This window comes from Gordonia sp. DT101, assembly GCF_049844895.1.
Classification (GTDB): domain Bacteria; phylum Actinomycetota; class Actinomycetes; order Mycobacteriales; family Mycobacteriaceae; genus Gordonia.
The window spans coordinates 18,132-35,055 of record NZ_JBNCLX010000005.1 but is presented as its reverse complement, the minus strand read 5'-3'; the positions used below and the strand labels follow the sequence as shown (position 1 = coordinate 35,055).

General features: G+C 66.7%; 16 protein-coding genes and 1 tRNA gene. 9 read left to right on the top strand and 8 right to left on the bottom strand.

Annotation, left to right across the window (positions count from 1 at the left end; translation table 11 throughout):
• Positions 1-21: 21 nt before the first annotated feature.
• Positions 22-420 (top strand): hypothetical protein, encoded by a 399-nt coding sequence (locus ACLQ3I_RS17730; RefSeq protein WP_425803623.1) that lies wholly within the window; start codon positions 22-24, stop codon positions 418-420.
• Here ACLQ3I_RS17730 and ACLQ3I_RS17725 read toward each other — a convergent pair.
• The gene (locus tag ACLQ3I_RS17725; RefSeq protein WP_425794063.1) at positions 417-554 is read right to left on the bottom strand and encodes a hypothetical protein; all 138 of its coding nucleotides are present in this window, start codon (positions 552-554) and stop codon (positions 417-419) included. The two genes, ACLQ3I_RS17730 and ACLQ3I_RS17725, sit on opposite strands and share 4 nt — an antisense overlap.
• A gap of 180 nt (positions 555-734) precedes the next feature.
• Between ACLQ3I_RS17725 and poxB the strand changes: the two genes are divergently transcribed.
• A complete protein-coding gene (gene poxB / locus ACLQ3I_RS17720; protein WP_425803621.1) occupies positions 735-2,471 on the top strand; it encodes a ubiquinone-dependent pyruvate dehydrogenase in 1,737 nt (578 codons plus the stop codon).
• 19 nt (positions 2,472-2,490) lie between these two features.
• On the opposite strand, the gene ACLQ3I_RS17715 is transcribed toward poxB, so the two are convergent.
• On the bottom strand, positions 2,491-3,555 hold the full coding sequence (locus ACLQ3I_RS17715; protein ID WP_425794061.1) for a fatty acid desaturase family protein: 1,065 nt from the start codon (positions 3,553-3,555) through the stop codon (positions 2,491-2,493).
• A 195-nt stretch (positions 3,556-3,750) separates the two neighbouring features.
• On the opposite strand from ACLQ3I_RS17715, the gene ACLQ3I_RS17710 reads away from it, so the two are divergent.
• Positions 3,751-4,590: an arylamine N-acetyltransferase family protein gene (locus ACLQ3I_RS17710; RefSeq protein ID WP_425803619.1), complete on the top strand. Its 840-nt coding sequence runs from the start codon at positions 3,751-3,753 to the stop codon at positions 4,588-4,590.
• 16 nt (positions 4,591-4,606) lie between these two features.
• On the opposite strand, the gene ACLQ3I_RS17705 is transcribed toward ACLQ3I_RS17710, so the two are convergent.
• Positions 4,607-5,422 (bottom strand): shikimate 5-dehydrogenase, encoded by an 816-nt coding sequence (locus ACLQ3I_RS17705; RefSeq protein WP_425794059.1) that lies wholly within the window; start codon positions 5,420-5,422, stop codon positions 4,607-4,609.
• A gap of 35 nt (positions 5,423-5,457) precedes the next feature.
• Between ACLQ3I_RS17705 and ACLQ3I_RS17700 the strand changes: the two genes are divergently transcribed.
• Together ACLQ3I_RS17700 and ACLQ3I_RS17695 are read left to right on the top strand one after the other, a co-directional pair.
• Positions 5,458-5,859, top strand: coding sequence for an SRPBCC family protein (locus ACLQ3I_RS17700; RefSeq protein ID WP_425794057.1), 402 nt, complete (start codon positions 5,458-5,460; stop codon positions 5,857-5,859).
• Between the two features lie 122 nt (positions 5,860-5,981).
• The gene (locus ACLQ3I_RS17695) at positions 5,982-7,358 is read left to right on the top strand and encodes a DUF4185 domain-containing protein (protein WP_425803616.1); all 1,377 of its coding nucleotides are present in this window, start codon (positions 5,982-5,984) and stop codon (positions 7,356-7,358) included.
• 13 nt (positions 7,359-7,371) lie between these two features.
• Here ACLQ3I_RS17695 and ACLQ3I_RS17690 read toward each other — a convergent pair whose 3' ends face one another.
• The gene (locus tag ACLQ3I_RS17690; protein ID WP_425804033.1) at positions 7,372-9,735 is read right to left on the bottom strand and encodes a Tex family protein; all 2,364 of its coding nucleotides are present in this window, start codon (positions 9,733-9,735) and stop codon (positions 7,372-7,374) included.
• A 167-nt stretch (positions 9,736-9,902) separates the two neighbouring features.
• On the opposite strand from ACLQ3I_RS17690, the gene ACLQ3I_RS17685 reads away from it, so the two are divergent.
• Entirely contained in the window at positions 9,903-11,522 is a 1,620-nt protein-coding gene (locus ACLQ3I_RS17685; RefSeq protein WP_425803614.1) for an FAD-dependent monooxygenase, read from the top strand.
• A gap of 12 nt (positions 11,523-11,534) precedes the next feature.
• Here the strand turns inward: ACLQ3I_RS17685 and ACLQ3I_RS17680 are convergent, their stop codons facing one another.
• Positions 11,535-12,167 carry a hypothetical protein gene (locus tag ACLQ3I_RS17680; protein WP_425794054.1) on the bottom strand — a complete coding sequence of 211 codons (633 nt, stop codon included), beginning with the start codon at positions 12,165-12,167 and terminating at the stop codon, positions 11,535-11,537.
• A 173-nt stretch (positions 12,168-12,340) separates the two neighbouring features.
• Here ACLQ3I_RS17680 and ACLQ3I_RS17675 point away from each other — a divergent pair, with 173 nt between their 5' ends.
• The gene (locus ACLQ3I_RS17675) at positions 12,341-14,365 is read left to right on the top strand and encodes a DHA2 family efflux MFS transporter permease subunit (protein WP_425803612.1); all 2,025 of its coding nucleotides are present in this window, start codon (positions 12,341-12,343) and stop codon (positions 14,363-14,365) included.
• Positions 14,366-14,654: 289 nt separating this feature from the next.
• Here the strand turns inward: ACLQ3I_RS17675 and ACLQ3I_RS17670 are convergent, their stop codons facing one another.
• Positions 14,655-15,185, bottom strand: coding sequence for a glucose-6-phosphate dehydrogenase (locus ACLQ3I_RS17670; RefSeq protein WP_425803610.1), 531 nt, complete (start codon positions 15,183-15,185; stop codon positions 14,655-14,657).
• Between the two features lie 271 nt (positions 15,186-15,456).
• Between ACLQ3I_RS17670 and ACLQ3I_RS17665 the strand changes: the two genes are divergently transcribed.
• Together ACLQ3I_RS17665 and ACLQ3I_RS17660 are read left to right on the top strand one after the other, a co-directional pair.
• Positions 15,457-16,026 (top strand): recombinase family protein, encoded by a 570-nt coding sequence (locus ACLQ3I_RS17665; RefSeq protein WP_425794265.1) that lies wholly within the window; start codon positions 15,457-15,459, stop codon positions 16,024-16,026.
• Positions 16,023-16,325 (top strand): hypothetical protein, encoded by a 303-nt coding sequence (locus ACLQ3I_RS17660; protein ID WP_425794050.1) that lies wholly within the window; start codon positions 16,023-16,025, stop codon positions 16,323-16,325. Before ACLQ3I_RS17665 ends, ACLQ3I_RS17660 begins: the two co-directional genes overlap by 4 nt.
• Positions 16,326-16,416: 91 nt before the next feature.
• On the opposite strand, the gene ACLQ3I_RS17655 is transcribed toward ACLQ3I_RS17660, so the two are convergent.
• Together ACLQ3I_RS17655 and ACLQ3I_RS17650 are read right to left on the bottom strand one after the other, a co-directional pair.
• Positions 16,417-16,490: transfer RNA gene (locus tag ACLQ3I_RS17655), tRNA-Pro, on the bottom strand.
• A 92-nt stretch (positions 16,491-16,582) separates the two neighbouring features.
• Positions 16,583-16,849, bottom strand: a complete 267-nt coding sequence (locus ACLQ3I_RS17650) for a GlsB/YeaQ/YmgE family stress response membrane protein (protein ID WP_425794049.1) — start codon at positions 16,847-16,849, stop codon at positions 16,583-16,585.
• Between the last annotated feature and the right edge of the window lie 75 nt (positions 16,850-16,924).

The following is a 16,924-nucleotide window of genomic DNA, read 5'->3' as shown; positions in this document are numbered from 1 at the left end:
GCACTGTGGCTTGATGGAGTCATGACCTCGGCAACCCCTCGGATCCCGGTGATCATCGTCGATGCGGCCAACGTGGTCGGATCGGTCCCCGACGGCTGGTGGCGGGACCGGCGCGGAGCGACCGAACGGCTCCGGGACCGGCTGTCGGGGCTCGGGGCCGCCGGGATGACCGACGTCGACGGCCCGGTCGAGGTGGTGATGATCGTGGAAGGGCACGCGCGACAGGTGGCGTCGTCGGCCACGGTGACCACGATCTCGGCGGCCGGCTCCGGCGACGACCGCATCGTCGAATTCGTCGCCGATCATCCGGATCGGCGACGGATCGTGGTGACCGCCGATCGTGAGCTCCGCCGGCGGGTGCAAGCTCTCGGCGCCGAAATACTGGGCCCATCTGCGCTGTCGACGGAGGGGACCCGCTAAGTCGCGGATCTCGGGTCGCGCACCGGGGAGGTGCCCGGGCCCTTCGTGGCGAGGCGTCGCTTCAGCCGGTCGAGACCGGAGACGCGGACCCGTCCGGTGACGCGGATCTTGCCCGTCACCCTGAATGTGCCCACCTGCCATCACCTCGATCCGGCATCGTCGAGCCGACACCTATCACTGACCACCCAGGATAGTCACGTCAGGTGACCGGCGCCCCCGAATTGCTCGGGTAGCATCGGGACCGAGGGGGCCGTGACGGGGGTGAGGGAGAGGACGACCTATCGTCGTCGAGCTCCCTGCCGAAAGGACACACCATGGCGACAACCTTGGCGGACAACATCATCGAGTCGCTGAAGAACTCCGGGGTCAGCCGCGTATACGGCATTCCGGGCGATTCGCTCAACGGGTTCACCGACGCCCTGCGCCGTGACGGCACCATTTCCTGGCAGCACGCGCGTCACGAGGAGGGCGCGGCGTTCGCGGCAGCCGCGGATGCGGCCCTGACCGGCGATCTGGCGGTCTGTGCGGGCAGTTGCGGGCCGGGCAATCTACATCTCATCAACGGGTTGTTCGACGCGCACCGCAGTCGGGTGCCGGTATTGGCCATCGCGGCACACATCCCGGCACCCGAAATCGGCAGCACATATTTCCAGGAGACCCATCCGGAGCGGCTGTTCGTCGAGTGCAGCGCATTCTGCGAGATGGTCAGCACTCCCGAGCAATTGCCGCGCCTGCTCGACATCGCGATGCGCACGGCCGTCGAGACCAGCGATGTCGCCGTGCTGGTGATCCCCGGCGAGATCTTCTTGACAAAAGGCACGAATCGCCGTGCGGGAGCACCGATCCGCCGAGTCGACCGCGTCGTCGCCCCCACCGACGACGGGTTGGCCGCTGCCGCAGACATTCTCAACAAGGCGCAAGCCGTGACCATCCTCGCCGGAGCGGGTGTCGCCGGTGCGCACGACGAGGTGGTCGAGCTGGCGGGGGCGTTGCAGGCGCCGGTCGTCCACGCACTGCGCGGTAAGGAGTTCATCGAGTACGACAATCCGTACGACGTCGGGATGACCGGACTGCTGGGCTTCTCCTCCGGCTATCGGGCCATCGAGAAATGTGACGCCCTGCTGATGTTGGGGACCGATTTCCCCTACCAGCAGTTCTATCCGTCCAAGGCCACCATCATCCAGGTCGACATCCGGGGCGAGCAGATCGGTCGACGCACCCCGGTCGACCTCGGACTTGTGGGCAGCGTCGCCGACACCGTCCCACGGCTGGCGCCCTTGATCGACCGTAACCGTAGTTCCGAGCACCTCCGATCGGCGCGCCGGCACTACGTGAAGGCTCGCGAGAGCCTCGACGAACTCGCCGACAACGACCGCAACCGGCAGCCGATCCATCCGCAGTACTTGGCCCGGCTGATCAGTGACCTGGCGAGCGACGACGCGGTCTTCATCCCCGACGTCGGGTCACCGGTGGTGTGGGTCGCGCGATACCTGAGGATGAACGGGCGACGCCGGCTCATCGGCTCGTTCTCGCACGGCAGCATGGCCAATGCGGTGTCGCAGGCGGTCGGCGCGCAGTCGGCGTACCCGGGTCGACAGATCATCGCGCTGGCCGGCGACGGCGGGCTCACGATGTTGCTCGGTGAGCTGCTCACGATCACGCAGAACAAGCTGCCCGTGAAGATCGTGGTGTTCAACAACTCGTCACTGAACTTTGTCGAGGTGGAGATGAAGGCCGCCGGTTTCGTGAACTACGGGACACAGCTTGACAATCCGGACTTCGCCGAACTCGCCTCCGCGGTGGGCATCTTCGGGCGCCGGGTCGAACAGCCGGATGATCTGAGCGGTGCCGTCCGAGCATTCCTCGAGCACGACGGGCCGGCTCTGCTGGACGTCGTGACCGCCCGGCAGGAACTCTCGATCCCGCCGACGGTGACCGCCGCGCAGGCCAAGGGGTTCACCCTCTATGCTTTGCGCACCGTGATGTCCGGTCGCGGCGATGAACTCGTCGACCTGGCGGAGACCAACCTGTTCCGGCGACTGTTCGACTGAGGACCGCCGATCGCGGAGATCAGCGGTACGTCTGGACGAGCGGACATTTGAACGGGTCACGCTCACCGAGACCGGCCTGGTTCAGATAGCGGATCACGATCGCGTAGGAACCCACGAGTGACGTCTCCGTGTAGGTCACCCCGTGGCGCGCGCAGTGGGCGCGGACCAGCGGCTGCACCTTGGCCAGATTCGGCCGCGGCATACTCGGGAACAGATGGTGCTCGATCTGGTAGTTGAGTCCGCCCATCATGAAATCGGTGAATCGGCCACCCCGGATGTTGCGCGACATCAGGACCTGGCGGCGCAGGAAATCCACCCGCATATCCTTGGGCACCAACGGCATCCCCTTGTGGTTGGGTGCGAAGGAGCCGCCGAGCAGCAGGCCGAACAGGGCCAGATGGACGACGATGAACGCGGCGGCGATCGGCAACGGCATCAGCACCAGCGGCAAGACCATCCCGAACAACAGCCGGCCCACGATCAAGGCGAGTTCCAGCGCGCGATGTGCCACGGGCGCCCGGCCGATCAGCCCTTGAATACTGGAGATGTGCAGCGCGACACCCTCCAGTGTCACCAGCGGGAAGAAGAGCCATCCCTGGTGCCGGGTAAACCAGCCGGAGATGCCGGTGCGGTTCTCCGCGTCCGCCGGCACGAACGCGATCGCCCCGGATGCGATGTCGGGATCGACGCCGATCTGATTGGGCGCCTTGTGATGTCGATTGTGCTTGCCCCGCCACCAGTGCAGCGACAACCCGGCGAACGCACCTGCGACGATCCGGGCGGTCCACTCGTTGGCCGCCGCCGATGCGAACATCTGGCGATGCGCTCCGTCGTGACCGAGGAAGCCGAACTGCGTGCTGATCACGGCCAGCGCCGCTGCGAGCGCGAGCTGCCACCACGAATCCCCGATCATGACAACGCCCGCCCAGACCGCGACGAATGCGGCGATCGTGGCGGCGATCCGGATCACGTAATAGGTGCGCCGACGTTCGAGGAGTCCGGTGTCACGAACCTCGGCCACCAGGTCCGAGTACGAACTGACAAACCGGTTGCGGGCAAGGGTGGAACCGTTCGAGTCCGACACGATGCGCCTCGTTGCTTTCTGCTCGGAGCCTTGGCGCCACGGAGGGTCGGTCCGTGAAGGGGCGCGCTACGAGAGTCACGACCAGCTAAAAGCAATGCATCACGTCGGCACTCACAAGTGTGCCAGACGACCAGACCCCACGTCGCCCGGCGATGTCGGCAACTCGTCACGAGCGCGTGATGCGACGATGGCGCCATGAGCATTTCCGTCGCGGTCGATGTCGATGCCTATCTTCGGCGCATCGGGTATTCCGGTGACCGGACTGCCTCACTTCCGACGTTGTCGGGTCTGGTGGCAGCACACATTCGTCGAATCCCGTTCGAGAACCTCGATCCGCTGACCGGGACCGCAGTCGATCGGCTCGACGCCGAGAGCCTTCAGGACAAGCTCGTCCGCCGGCGCCGAGGCGGGTTCTGTCATGAGCACAACGGCCTGCTCCGGCACGTTCTCGACGCACTCGGCTATCGGGTCGATCCGCTGGCGGGGCGTGTCGTATGGATAAAGGAGCCGGGTCCGCTGCCCGCCGAGACGCATCAACTCCTCGTCGTCGAGACCCCCGACGACCCGCAGCGGTACCTCGTGGACGTCGGCTTCGGGGGCCAGACACCCACCGCTCCTTTGCGGTTCACGTTGGATGAACGTCAGGACACCGATCTCGAGCCGTTCCGGATCAGCGCCGGACCCGACGACCGGTTCCGCACGATGGAATCGATGGTCGGCGGCCACTGGCGGCCGCTGTACTTGTTCGATCCGCGCCCACGGCCCGAGATCGACAGCGTGGTCGGCAGCTGGTTCGCGTCCACCCACCCGGGCTCGCACTTCCGCACCGGGTTGACCGCGTGCATGATCGTCGACGACGCGCGATGGAATCTTCGCGGTCGCAACCTCGCGATCCACCGTCCCGACGGCTCGGGTGAGAAGCGCGCGCTCGCGACCACCCACGACGTGCTCGACCTGCTAGTCGACACCTTTGGCATCGATATCACCGGGATCGCGGGCCTCGAGGCCCGCGTCGCAGCGGTACTCGACACGTGACGAGCATCATCCCGCCTCACTCTGCCCGGGAGAACTCCGACGCTCGCACGACCTGTTCCCGGGTGATCGTGACCCCCGTGTAGCGCTCGAACTGTCGCGCGGCCTGGAGAGCGATCACCTCCGCTCCAGTGATGACTCGCTTGCCCTCTCCGCGGGCCGTGCGGATCAGAGGGGTGTCTGCCGGGAAGGCGACGACGTCGAACACCACGTCGGCGGCCGCGATCTGCTCGCGGCCGAACGACAGGGCTTCCCCGTCCGCTCCGTGCATTCCCAGCGGTGTCACATTCACCAGCACAGTGGTTCCCGACGAGGGTTCGTCCGCCGTGTGGACATAGCCGTACTTCTCGGCCAGCGCCGCGCCGGCGCGCCCATTGCGAGCGATCACCGTGACATCGTCGAATCCGGCTCCTCGAAACGCCGCCACCACGGCCTTGGCCATGCCACCGGACCCGCGGACGGCCACCGTCGCGCCCGGGTCGAGGCCGTGTTCGGCGATGAGCGTCGCGACCGCTTCGTAGTCGGTGTTCGAGGCGGTGAGCGTGCCGTCGTCGTTGACGATGGTGTTGACCGATTCGATCGCCGACGCGGATTCCTCCAGCACATCGACCAGCGGGATGACGGCCTCCTTGAAGGGCATCGACACCGAGCAGCCGCGAATGCCGAGAGCACGGACACCCCGCAAGGCCCCCTCGATGTCGTCCGTGGTGAACGCCTTGTAGATGTAGTTGAGCCCGAGTTCGTCGTAGAGGTGGTTGTGAAATCGCGTGCCAATGTTCGACGGGCGGCCGGCGAGTGAGATGCACACCGTCATGTCCTTGTTCAGGATGGGCATGAATCACACACTAATCCGGCGTTACGCTCTCGCCCATGAGCGAGATGCAGAGCCGGCACATGTCCGTCGTCATACCGGCGCCGGCAGCGGAGGTCTACGCGTTCGCGGCCGATCCGGCGAATCTCCCCACGTGGGCGGCGGGCCTGGCCGCAGGCGTCCGTCGCGAGGGCGATGCGCTGGTCGCCGCATCGCCGATGGGCGAGGTCATTGTGCGGTTCGCCCCGCCGAATCAGTACGGGATCCTCGATCACGACGTGACCCTCCCCGATGGCACGGTGGTCGCCAACCCGTTGCGGGTCACCGGTCATCCGGACGGCTCCGAGGTGGTCTTCACCGTCCGGCAGCGCGACCTGACCGAGGACGAGTTCACGGCCGACTGCATGGCCGTCGAGCGAGATCTCGTCGCCCTCCGCGCAGCCGTGACCGGTCTCGTCTGATCCCGACCGCCGCTGCGAGGCGATATCCGATCGTGACCGGCTCGTGGCGTGATCCTGAGTCACATGCGTCACAATTACCTCATCAGTCACATTGGTGACATCCATCGCTCCTGGAGGTAGACGTGCGGCGACGCCTCACGCAGAGTGTTCGGATTGTGCTCGTCGGTGCCCTGGCCGCCTCGGCATCGATACTGGCGATGACCCATGGCGCCGGCGCCGCCGACGCGGCTCCTTGCGGCAACGGTGGGTTCGGGTCGAGTCTTCTCGGCAACGGTTCGCTGGGCTCGAGTGGTTCCCTCGGGTCCAGCGGTTCCCTCGGGTCGAGCGGGTCGTCGGGCAGTTCGAATATTCCGAACATCGGCCCACAAGGCCCCCTGATCCCGTTCATCGGATCCAGCAGCCGCACGATCGGCTGGGTGACCGGACCGCTCAGCAGTAACCGCACGTTCAGTCGTTTCGGGATCAGCGGCACCGACCTCGGTATCAGCTGGGACAACGGACGTGGACAGACACTGATGGCGTTCGGCGACACGTTCGGGAACTGCAATGTCTCCGGTCAGCAGTGGCGCCACAACGTGCTCCTTCGCACCGACGACAATCAGCTCACCGACGGGATCCGCGTCCCGAACGGGGTGGCCGGGGATGCGTCCTCGGGGTCGGTCATCGCGCCCGGGCAGCCGAACTTCGCGCAGCAGCTCATCCCGGCGCTCGGGATCAGCAATGTCGAGGTGACCACCATCCCGACCGCCGCGATCGCACTGCCGCATGCCGGTGGGTTCCGCCAGTACATCAACTACATGTCGGTCCGCTCCTGGGGAACCGCCGGAAACTGGGTCACCAACTTCTCCGCGGTCGCCTACTCGGATGACAACGGACAGACCTGGACGACCGATCAGAGCACGATCCTGGTCAATGCGCCGGTCTCGCTCGCGCTGCCCGGAAATCTCGCCCCGGTCGAGTACAACAACGGCAAGTTCCAGCAGGGCGCGTACGTCCGCGGCCGGCCGGATTCGGTCGACGAGAACGGGTACGTCTACCAGTTCGGCACGCCCAACGGCAGATTCGGCGCCGCCTTCCTCGCCAGGTTCAAACCCGAGGACATCCTCGCCGTCGATCGATACCAGTACTGGGCCGGCGCGACCCGCAAGTGGGTCGACGACATCGCCCAGATCCCCGACGACGGATCGGCGATCGTCGTACCCGCCCCCGTGACGGAATTGTCGGTGGCCTGGAGCCCGTACCTGAAGAAGTACGTGATGCTCGACGGCCAGAACGACATCCGGCTCCGTACCGCCGACCATCCCGAGGGCCCGTGGAGCGCACCGCGCACTCTCGTCCCCACGGGCGCCGTGGTGCTGTACGGCCCGATGATGCTGCCCGACTCCCCTGCGCTACAGGGTAATTCCCCAGACCTGTACTTCAACGCATCGCGCTGGAGCGACTACAACGTGATGCTCCTGAAGACAAACCTCAGTCGAGTGCCCGGCGTGCGTCCCTGAAGCAGGTGTTCGGCTAGCGACCGAATCCGGCTTCGCGCAGCGCCTGGGCCATCGACCCGCTCGGCCGCTCACGCTGTCCTCGACCGGAGTTGTCGCGACGGCCGTTCTTCTGTGCCCGGTTCCCGCGCGGACCGCCGGGCTGTCCTGCGCGGTCGGGCTTCCGATCACCTCCGCCCGACTTTGCCTGCTGAGCACGTCCGCTCCCGCGGGCCTCGTCGTCGAGCCGCAGACTCAGACCGATACGTTGGCGATCCACGTCGACCTCGATGACCTTGACCCGCACCACCTGTCCGGAGCGGACCACCTCGTGCGGATCCGACACGAACCGATCCGACATCGCGGAGACATGAACCAGACCATCCTGATGGACACCGACGTCGACAAAGGCGCCGAACGCCGCGACGTTGGTGACCACACCTTCCAGCACCATCCCCGGTTCGAGGTGTGCGACCTTCTCCACGCCCGCGGCGAACGTCGCGGTGGCAAACGCGGGACGCGGATCACGCCCCGGCTTCTCGAGTTCGGCGAGGATGTCCGTCACGGTCGGGAGACCGAAGCGCTCGTCGGCGAAATCGGCCGGCCGTAGACCGCGTAGTGCGCGTTCGTCACCGATGAGTTCGGCAATCGCCAGGCCGGACCGATCCAGGATGCGCCGGACCACCGGGTACGACTCGGGGTGCACCCCCGACGAGTCCAGCGGATCGTCGCCGCCCCGGATCCGTAGGAAGCCCGCACATTGTTCGAATGCCTTCGGGCCCAAGCGCGATACGTCGAGCAATCCGGCTCGGCTGCGGAACGGCCCGATGCTGTCGCGGTGGGCGACGATCGCCGTGGCCAGTGTCGGGGTGACACCCGACACGCGGGACAGCAGGGGCACCGAGGCCGTGTTCAGGTCGACACCCACGGCGTTCACGGCGTCTTCCACGACGGCGTCGAGACTGCGGGCAAGGGTGCCCGGGGTGACGTCGTGCTGATACTGACCGACACCGATCGACTTGGGGTCGATCTTCACCAACTCCGCGAGCGGGTCCTGCAGGCGACGCGCGATGGACACCGCGCCGCGCAGCGACACGTCGAGCTGAGGCAGCTCGTGCGACGCGTACTCCGACGCGGAGTACACCGACGCACCGGCCTCGCTGACGATCGCCTTGGCCGGCGCCTGCGCGCCCGCCTTCCGGATGTCGTCTATCAGTTCGGTTGCCAGCGCATCGGTTTCACGCGAGGCCGTGCCGTTGCCGATCGCCACCAGCTCCACCCCGTGCCGCGCGACGAGTGCGGCGAGGGTGGCCTTGGACTGATCCCACTGCTTCTGCGGCTGATGGGGATAGATGGCACAGGTGTCGAGAACCTTCCCGGTACCGTCGACCACCGCCACCTTGACCCCGGTACGGAAGCCCGGATCCAAGCCGAGCGTCGGCCGGGTACCCGCGGGCGCGGCCAGCAGAAGATCCTTCAGATTGGTGGCGAACACCGTCACGGCGTCGGCCTCGGCACGCTGGCGCAGCCGGACCCTCGCCTCGATGGACGCGGACACCATCAGCTTGGTGCGCCACGCCCACCGCGCGGTACCCACCAGCCACGGCGTCGCCGGTCCCGGATTCGACCCGTCGATACCCAGGGTCGCCGCGACCATAGCCTGGTAGCCGTCGTCCTCACCGCCGTCGAGGGTCAGCGTCAGCGCATCCTCCTTCTCGCCACGGAGTACCGCGAGCACCCGGTGCGACGGCATCGACTCCAGCGGCTCGGCGAAATCGAAGTAGTCCCGGAACTTCTGGGCCGCGGGCGAGGTCGAGGCGGCCTCGGACCGCGCGGCGGTGCGCATGGAGCCGTCGGCCCAGAACCGCTCACGGATCGCACCCACCAGCTCGGCGTCTTCGGATGCGCGCTCGACCAGGATCTGTCGGGCGCCGTCGAGCGCAGCGGTCGCGTCGGCGACCCCCTCGCCCACGAACTCCGCCGCCGCCTCGTCGGGGACGTTGGACGGATCCGCCAGCAGCCGATCGGCGAGGGGCTCGAGGCCCGCTTCGCGCGCGATCTGTGCTTTTGTCCGTCGTTTCGGCTTGTACGGGAGGTAGATGTCCTCAACCCGAGCCTTGGTCTCGGCGGCCAACAGCGCGGATCGGAGTTCGTCGGTGAGCTTGCCCTGCTCGTCGATGGACGCGAGAACGGCGTCGCGTCGCTCGTCGAGTTCGCGCAGGTACCGCAGGCGCTCGTCGAGCGTCCGCAGCTGGGCGTCGTCGAGACTCCCGGTGACCTCCTTGCGATAGCGGGCGATGAACGGGACGGTCGAGCCGTCGTCGAGCAGCCGCACCGCGGCGGCGACCTGCCCCTCCCCGACCGACAATTCCTCGGCGAGGCGTGTGTTCACGGACTTCACAGCTGAGCTCGAATTCACTCGCAGGACCCTACCGAAGTCTTCGGACAACAATCCGCAGGCTCCACGGGGTGTGAGCCGAGTCGACCCCAGATGGGACAAACCGCCCGCGGACAGGTGCCGCGGGGCGATAATCGGTCTGCCGCTTCGATCCCCGGAGGTCAGGACAGATGGACGACGCCGACGTTCTCATCGCAGGCGCGGGACCGATCGGCCTGACGGCCGCGATCGAGTTGCGCAGACGTGGGGTACGGGTTCGCATCGTCGACCCACTGCTGGAACCACCGCAGTACGCGAAGGCCGTGGGGGTGCAGGCCCGCACGCTCGAGGTGTTCGAGGGCATGGGCGTTCTCCGGGAGATCCTCGACGCCGGCGTCGAGATGCGCGGACAGATCGTCTTCGTCAACGGCACCGAGGTGATGCGGGTCGACCTCACGCTGCCTGCCGACGTGCCGTTCCGGTTCCACTCGATCCCGCAGTACGAGACCGAGCGAGTCCTCCGAGCGCGGCTGACCGCACTCGACACGCGGATCGAACGCGGGCTCCGCCTCACCGGCTTCGAGCAGGACCCCGACGGGGTCACGGCGACGCTGACCGGGCCCGGCGGCGACGAGACCACGCGGGCCTCCTACCTCATCGGAGCCGACGGGGCGCACAGCATCGTGCGCAAGACCCTCGGTCTCACCTTCGATGGGGCGGCGTTCGACGAGCAGTACATGCTGGGAGACGTGGTGGTGGACTGGTCGCAGCCGCGCGGGTACAGCGTCCGGTCCATGCACCAGACCGATGGCGTCACCGACGATCTGCTCGTCTGTATCCCCCTCCCGGGCCGCGGACGGTATCGCCTGTCGATGCTGGTCCCCGATGAATTGTCGACCGGCCCCTCGTCGTCGGCAGACGGTGTGGCGCACGGGTTCGAGGGCACTCGTACACCGGAGTTGTCGCACATCCAGGCCGTCGTCGACCGCCTCTCGCCCGAACCGGCGACGGTATCCGACCTCCGATGGTCCTCGGTCTTCCGGATCAGCCACCGGATCGTCGATGCCTACTCCCGGGGAAGGGCGTTCGTCGCCGGCGATGCCGCGCACATCCACCCGCCCACCGGTGCCCAGGGGATGAACACCGGAATCCAGGACGCCCACAACCTCGCCTGGAAGCTCGCACTGGCGATCGATGGTGTCGCGGCCGACGGGCTCCTGGACAGCTATGACGCAGAACGCCGGCCGATCGGCGAGGAAGTGGTGGGCCGGACGGTCCGCAGCGCGCGTGATGGCATCGGCACCGATTCTTCGGATCCCGGCTACGTCATGCGTCGTGAGGCGCAGTTGCTCCTGAGCTATGCGGACAGCCCGATCGTCGCGGTCGCGGTGGCCGATGCCACCGGGCCGCAACCCGGCGAACGCGCGCCGGATGCGGCCGGGCTCGCGCGCGAGGTGGTCAACTTCCCGATCCGCCTCTACTCGCTCCTCGGCCGACTGGACCACACCGCGATCCTCTACGCGGGAGACACCGCCGGTCCCGCCGACGTAGCGGTGTTCGAGACATTGGCCGCCGACGCCACCGGCGCGACCCGCGGGCACCTCGATGTGTACCTGGTGGCTTCCCCCGAGGCCCAGGTGGCCAGTACGGAACTGCCTCTCATCCGGGACGTCGACGGGCGGTTCGCCGCGGCCTACCGGCCCGACGGCGACACCGTGTTCATCGTCCGCCCCGACGGATACCTCGGCTATCGCGGTCCGGTGAGTGACTGTACGTCGATGACCAAACACCTCGGTCGCACGTTCGGCTGATCGACCGTCGGGTCAGCTGACGGCGATGGCCCCGCCGGTCGGCCGAGACGACGTCGACGAACCTCCGCCGATGTCACGCCCGATCCACACGCCCGGGGTGAGCTGTCGGTACTCGTGGATGCTGATCGGGACACCCGCGAAATCCCGGGAGAAGTCCGCGGTCCAGACCGGTTTGCGGTCCAGCCGTGAAAGACCCGAGGTGAGCGGGCCGCCGGCGTCGCGTCCCCAGATGTAGTTCTTGTACACCCACGGCTTGCCACCGGGTCCGGTCGTGAAGGTCAGGGAGTCACCGAGCGTGCTCTGCGCAGTGGTCATGGTGCGGGCGACGCCATACGGCAGGAGCCGTCCGCCGGCCTGGAAAGCGGGCAGGAGCGCGATCGCCTTCCGCCCGGTCGGCACATCGCCGACCTTCGCCGAGGCGAACAGATCGAGGATCTGCCGACTCGTGCACCGATGTTGCAGTGCATCGACTGTTGCCTGGGGATCGTCTTTCTCGACGACACATCGCCCGTCCGGTGCGGTCCGGTTGGGTGTCAATGGATTCGATGGAGCGGCGGAGGCGGGGGCGGCGGAGGCGGGGGCGAAAGCGGAGCCGAGCAGGGCGGCGAGCACGCTCGCGGCCACGACTCCCCGAAGTCGGGTCATGATCACCCCTGCAGTGAACCCGGCTCCCGATCCGATCGCAAACCTGCTCCGAGTCGACGGTCCCCGACCGACACTCTTCACCACGAGGCTCGGCGACGGCCAGAAATCCCACATCCACCGTGTGTTCTTGCGACACTGGGACGGTCAACCTGCCGACGACGCGAGGACTGCCGATGACGAATGGACCTGCGGCGACCACCGGGCCCGGCGAGGCTCCTGCCGGCGAGCTCGATCAACGCAAGATCTGGTCGATCTTCGGCGGACTGATGCTGGCGATGTTGTTGGCAGCACTCGATCAGACGATCGTGGCGACAGCGCTCCCGACGATCGTCAACGATCTCGGTGGCGCCGAACATCTGACCTGGGTCGTCACCGCATACATGTTGGCGACCACGGCCACCACGCCGCTCTGGGGAAAGCTCGGCGACCTCTACGGCCGCAAGTATCTTTTCATCGGCTGCGTGGTGATCTTCCTCGTCGGCTCGGCGCTCTGTGGCACCGCGATGTCGATGGGCGAACTGATCGGTTACCGAGCACTCCAGGGTGTCGGGGCCGGCGGCCTGATGGTGTTGGCGCAGGCGATCATCGGCGACGTCGTCCCACCGCGTGAACGCGGCCGTTATCAGGGTTTCTTCGGCGCGGTCTTCGGCGTCGCCAGCGTCGCCGGACCACTGCTCGGCGGCTTCTTCGTCGACAACCTCAGCTGGCGCTGGGTGTTCTACATCAACCTGCCCATCGGCATCGTCGCCTTGATCGCGGTGATCTTGGTACTGCCGTCCACGGTGGCCAACGCCAAACCCAAGATCGACTACCTCGGGATCTTCCTGCTGGCGCTGATCGCGACGTGCATCGTGCTCGCCACGAGCTTCGGTTCACTGTGGGGCTGGGGATCCCCCAAGATCATCGGTCTGGTCATCCTCGCGATCCTCGCGATCATCGCCTTCGTCGTCGTCGAGAAGCGCGCGCCCGAACCTGTTCTGCCCGTTCGGCTGCTCACGAACCGTGTCTTCGCCATCGCGTCCTCGATCGGCTTCGTCGTCGGGTTCGCCATGTTCGGTGCGATCACCTTCCTCCCGCTGTTCCTGCAGACGGTGCAGGGCGCGTCGGCCACCTCGTCCGGCCTTCGGATGGTCCCGATGATGATCGGTCTCTTGCTGACCTCGATCGCCAGCGGTCAACTCATCAGCCGCAACGGCAGATACAAGATCTATCCGATCATCGGCACCGCCGTCTTCACCGTCGGGCTGTATCTGCTGTCGACGATGGACGAGTCCACCTCGGACGTGATGACCAGCGTCTATCTGTTCGTCCTTGGTGTCGGTCTCGGTCTGGTCATGCAGGTTCTGGTACTCGCGGTGCAGAACGCGGTGGAATACCGGGATCTGGGGACCGGTACCAGCGGCGCCACCTTCTTCCGCACCATCGGCGCGTCGGTCGGTGTGGCGGTCTTCGGCGCCGTCTTCAACAGTCAATTGGACTCGCACCTGACCAGTGGCCCACCGCCGGGCGCGAGAGGCCCCTGTTCGGCCGAGGTCCTCGAGGCGTCGTCGCTGAGCCTGCCGTCGTGCCCGCCGGACGTCCAGTCCTGGTTCCTCGGCGGATTCACCGATGCGTTCCAGGTCGTGTTCCTGGTCGCGATCCCGGTCGGCATCATCGCCTTCGCACTGGCATGGCTGCTCCCCGAAGTCGAGTTGCGCAAGGTCACCCGCACGCCCGATCCCGGCGAGTCGTTCGGGATACCCACCGAACGGACATCGCTGGAAGAACTGCGATTGCAGGTCTGGCGCACCCTCGCCCGCGAGGATCGCCTGCACATCTGGGAACTCGTGGTGGAAACCGCCGACAGTTCGCTGTCCCGCGGCGAGGCCTGGATGGTAAGTCGGGTCGCCGAGGAGACGTCCCGCGACATGTACGCGATGGCCTCGGTGTCGGAGACACCGTTCTCGAGCGTCGAGGAGACGGCTCGCTCACTGGCACGCCGTGGCATGGTCACCATCGACCACGATCTGGTCAGCATCACCCCGGAAGGCTCCGCCGAGGCCGATCGACTACTCGAAGCACAGCGCGAGCAGCTGAGGACATTCGTCGCCGACTATCCGGGCAGCAATGACGCCGACGTCGATCAGATGCTCGACGAGATCGCCCGCCGACTGCACGGAGAGGTTCCGGACAGGGGGCTGGTCGCCCACCGCGACTGACCGCGGGACCAGTGCTCGAATGCGAACGGCGCGGTCGTGGTAGCCGACGGATACCGGGCTCGATGCGGGACTCCCGTCGATCGGCCGAACGAATGTCGAACGCGTGTCAGACAACTCGGCTTCGATCATCAGCCCGCCCGGCGTCACGATCCGGGTGATGCTGTCGACCTTCGCGCCCTCCGGTCCCACTCCGTCGACCTTGCCGGCGACCATGCCGGCCGCGGCAACCACCGTCGCCGGCATCGCGACCAACGGCGTCGTGAGGTCGCGTCGGTCACCGGGGACCCGGCTACCCTTCTCGCCATCGACGGGCGGTCAGGTGGGACAGATCCAGGTGCAGCGCCTGATGCGCATCGAGTAGGTGCCGCAGCCCGGTGTCCAGCGGCCAGGGATAGGTGAGTTCGTGACCGAACCGGTCGTCGACCGCCGCCACCGACCTCTGCTCCAGCGACGCCGCATCGACGCGCCCGACGATGGACTCGAAGAGCTCGATCGGCGTGGCGAGGTAGTACCGGTGCGTCTGCACCCCCGGAGCGCTCATGCCCGCGGCGTACACCAGTCCGTGTGAGGTGATCACGAGGCGATCCGACGCGATCGCGACCTCGCCGACGATCTCGGTCCGCCCCCACTCCATCGCGGCGTTGCGGGCCTCCTCCACTCGTCGCCGGGTGTCGTCGGTCAGCAACCGCTCGACGTCCTGATGATCCATGCTCGCGGCAGACTTGTACTCCGGGCCGAAGTGTCGTCGCAAGATCTCATCGACGAAATCCGACAACGGATCGCTCGCCGCATGCCCCTCGGTCGCCTGCTCCTCGCTCATGGACGCACCTCCGTCCGAATCACGCGCTCACCGTTCGACGCGCCTCCGACCCTACCGCGCGCTGGACTCACCGCACCGAAATCTCATATCACCCATGTCTCAAATCACCGTCGTCGCATAACTCGAAACACATATATTTCACTTATCCTGCACTGGTCATGGTGGTCGAACACAGAACTCTCACAATCACGTCGTGGCGCAACGCCGTTTTGCGACATTATGAGATACGGTATTCGCCATGCAGCCGTCCACCGCGAGCAGATACGTGGGCATGACTCTCGGCTACGCCCGCGCGGGCGCCGGAAGCCAGACGCTCGAAGACCAGATCGACGCCCTGACCGCCGACGGGATCGAACCCGGCCGGATCTACAGCGACGGGTTCGTCTCGGTCTCCACGCAACCACGCCCCGGATTGACTGCCCTGCTGGATTACGCACGTCCCGGCGACACCGCCGTAGTCGTCGGACTCGATCGACTCGGCCGCACCACCCCGGAGGTCCTGGCGACCGCTCGCGACCTCGCCACTCGGCAGATCGGACTGCGGTCACTACGCGAGGGCATCGACTCCGACGACCCCACCGGTGCAATGATCGTCGGGGTTCTCGCTTCCCTGGCCGAACTCGAGGAAGAACTCGGACAGGCACGGCGAAAGGCGACCGCCGGGAGCGGGCCGAACAGCGTGTCGTCCGTCGGCCGGCCGCGGGCACTCGACGACGATCAGGTCGCCGTCGCCCAACAGATGCGCGCCGATGGCCAGCGCGTGCCGACAATCGCCTCCGCCCTGGGAGTCAGCCGCGCGACACTTTACCGCTCGCTAGCCGAAAGGCGCTCGGTCCGTTGACAACCACCACGCCAGGACCACATGGGCTGGACATCGTGACGCCCGGTGGCGTCGTCACCCGGCTGCCCACGTCGTTCCCGATCGTCGACCCCGAACTCGACGGCCACCTCGACCCGGACCTGTTTCAGCAAGGATTCGACGACGCCAACGCCCGACTCTGCGCCTTCCCGCGGGCGTGGGCACGACATCTCGCGGACTCGACGATGGCGACTCCCCCGGAACCCGAGGACGAGGAACCGAGCTACACCCGCGGCTACCGCGCTGCCCTGTATGGCTATCTCCGTCACTCGAGCGACTGAGCACTCCGACCCGACTCCCGGCCGGCGACGACGCACTGCCTCTGGCAACGAAAAAGTCCCGAAAACCCATTGGGTTCCCGGGACCATTCGGTCGGGCTGACAGGATTTGAACCTGCGACCACTTGACCCCCAGTCAAGTGCGCTACCAAACTGCGCCACAGCCCGTTGCCCCGCAAGCGGGGCGTTGATGAGCGTAGCCGACGAGCCTCGGTTCGATCCAATCGCCTGGTCAGGCACCGGGCCCGGCGGCCGAGTGCTCAGTTCGCAGGCGAACGCTTCTTGTACCAGATCCAACCGCCGGTCACGAGGAGCGCACCGACGATGGACCCGATGATGCCGCTGGCGCGGAAATTGATCCCGTCACCCGAGAGCAGGCTGATCAACAGCCCACCGACGAAGGAGCCGACAAGGCCGGCGACGATCGCCAGACCCCAGTCGATACTCCACATGTTCTTGCCGCCGATGATCAGCTGTGCAAGAGCGCCGATGACCATTCCGAACACGATGATTCCCAAGATGAGCACGAGTGGAAGTATCGCACGACCGATCTCAGGGGACGGACACACGGTCGCCCGCGCGTCCCGGATTCGCTGCGATCG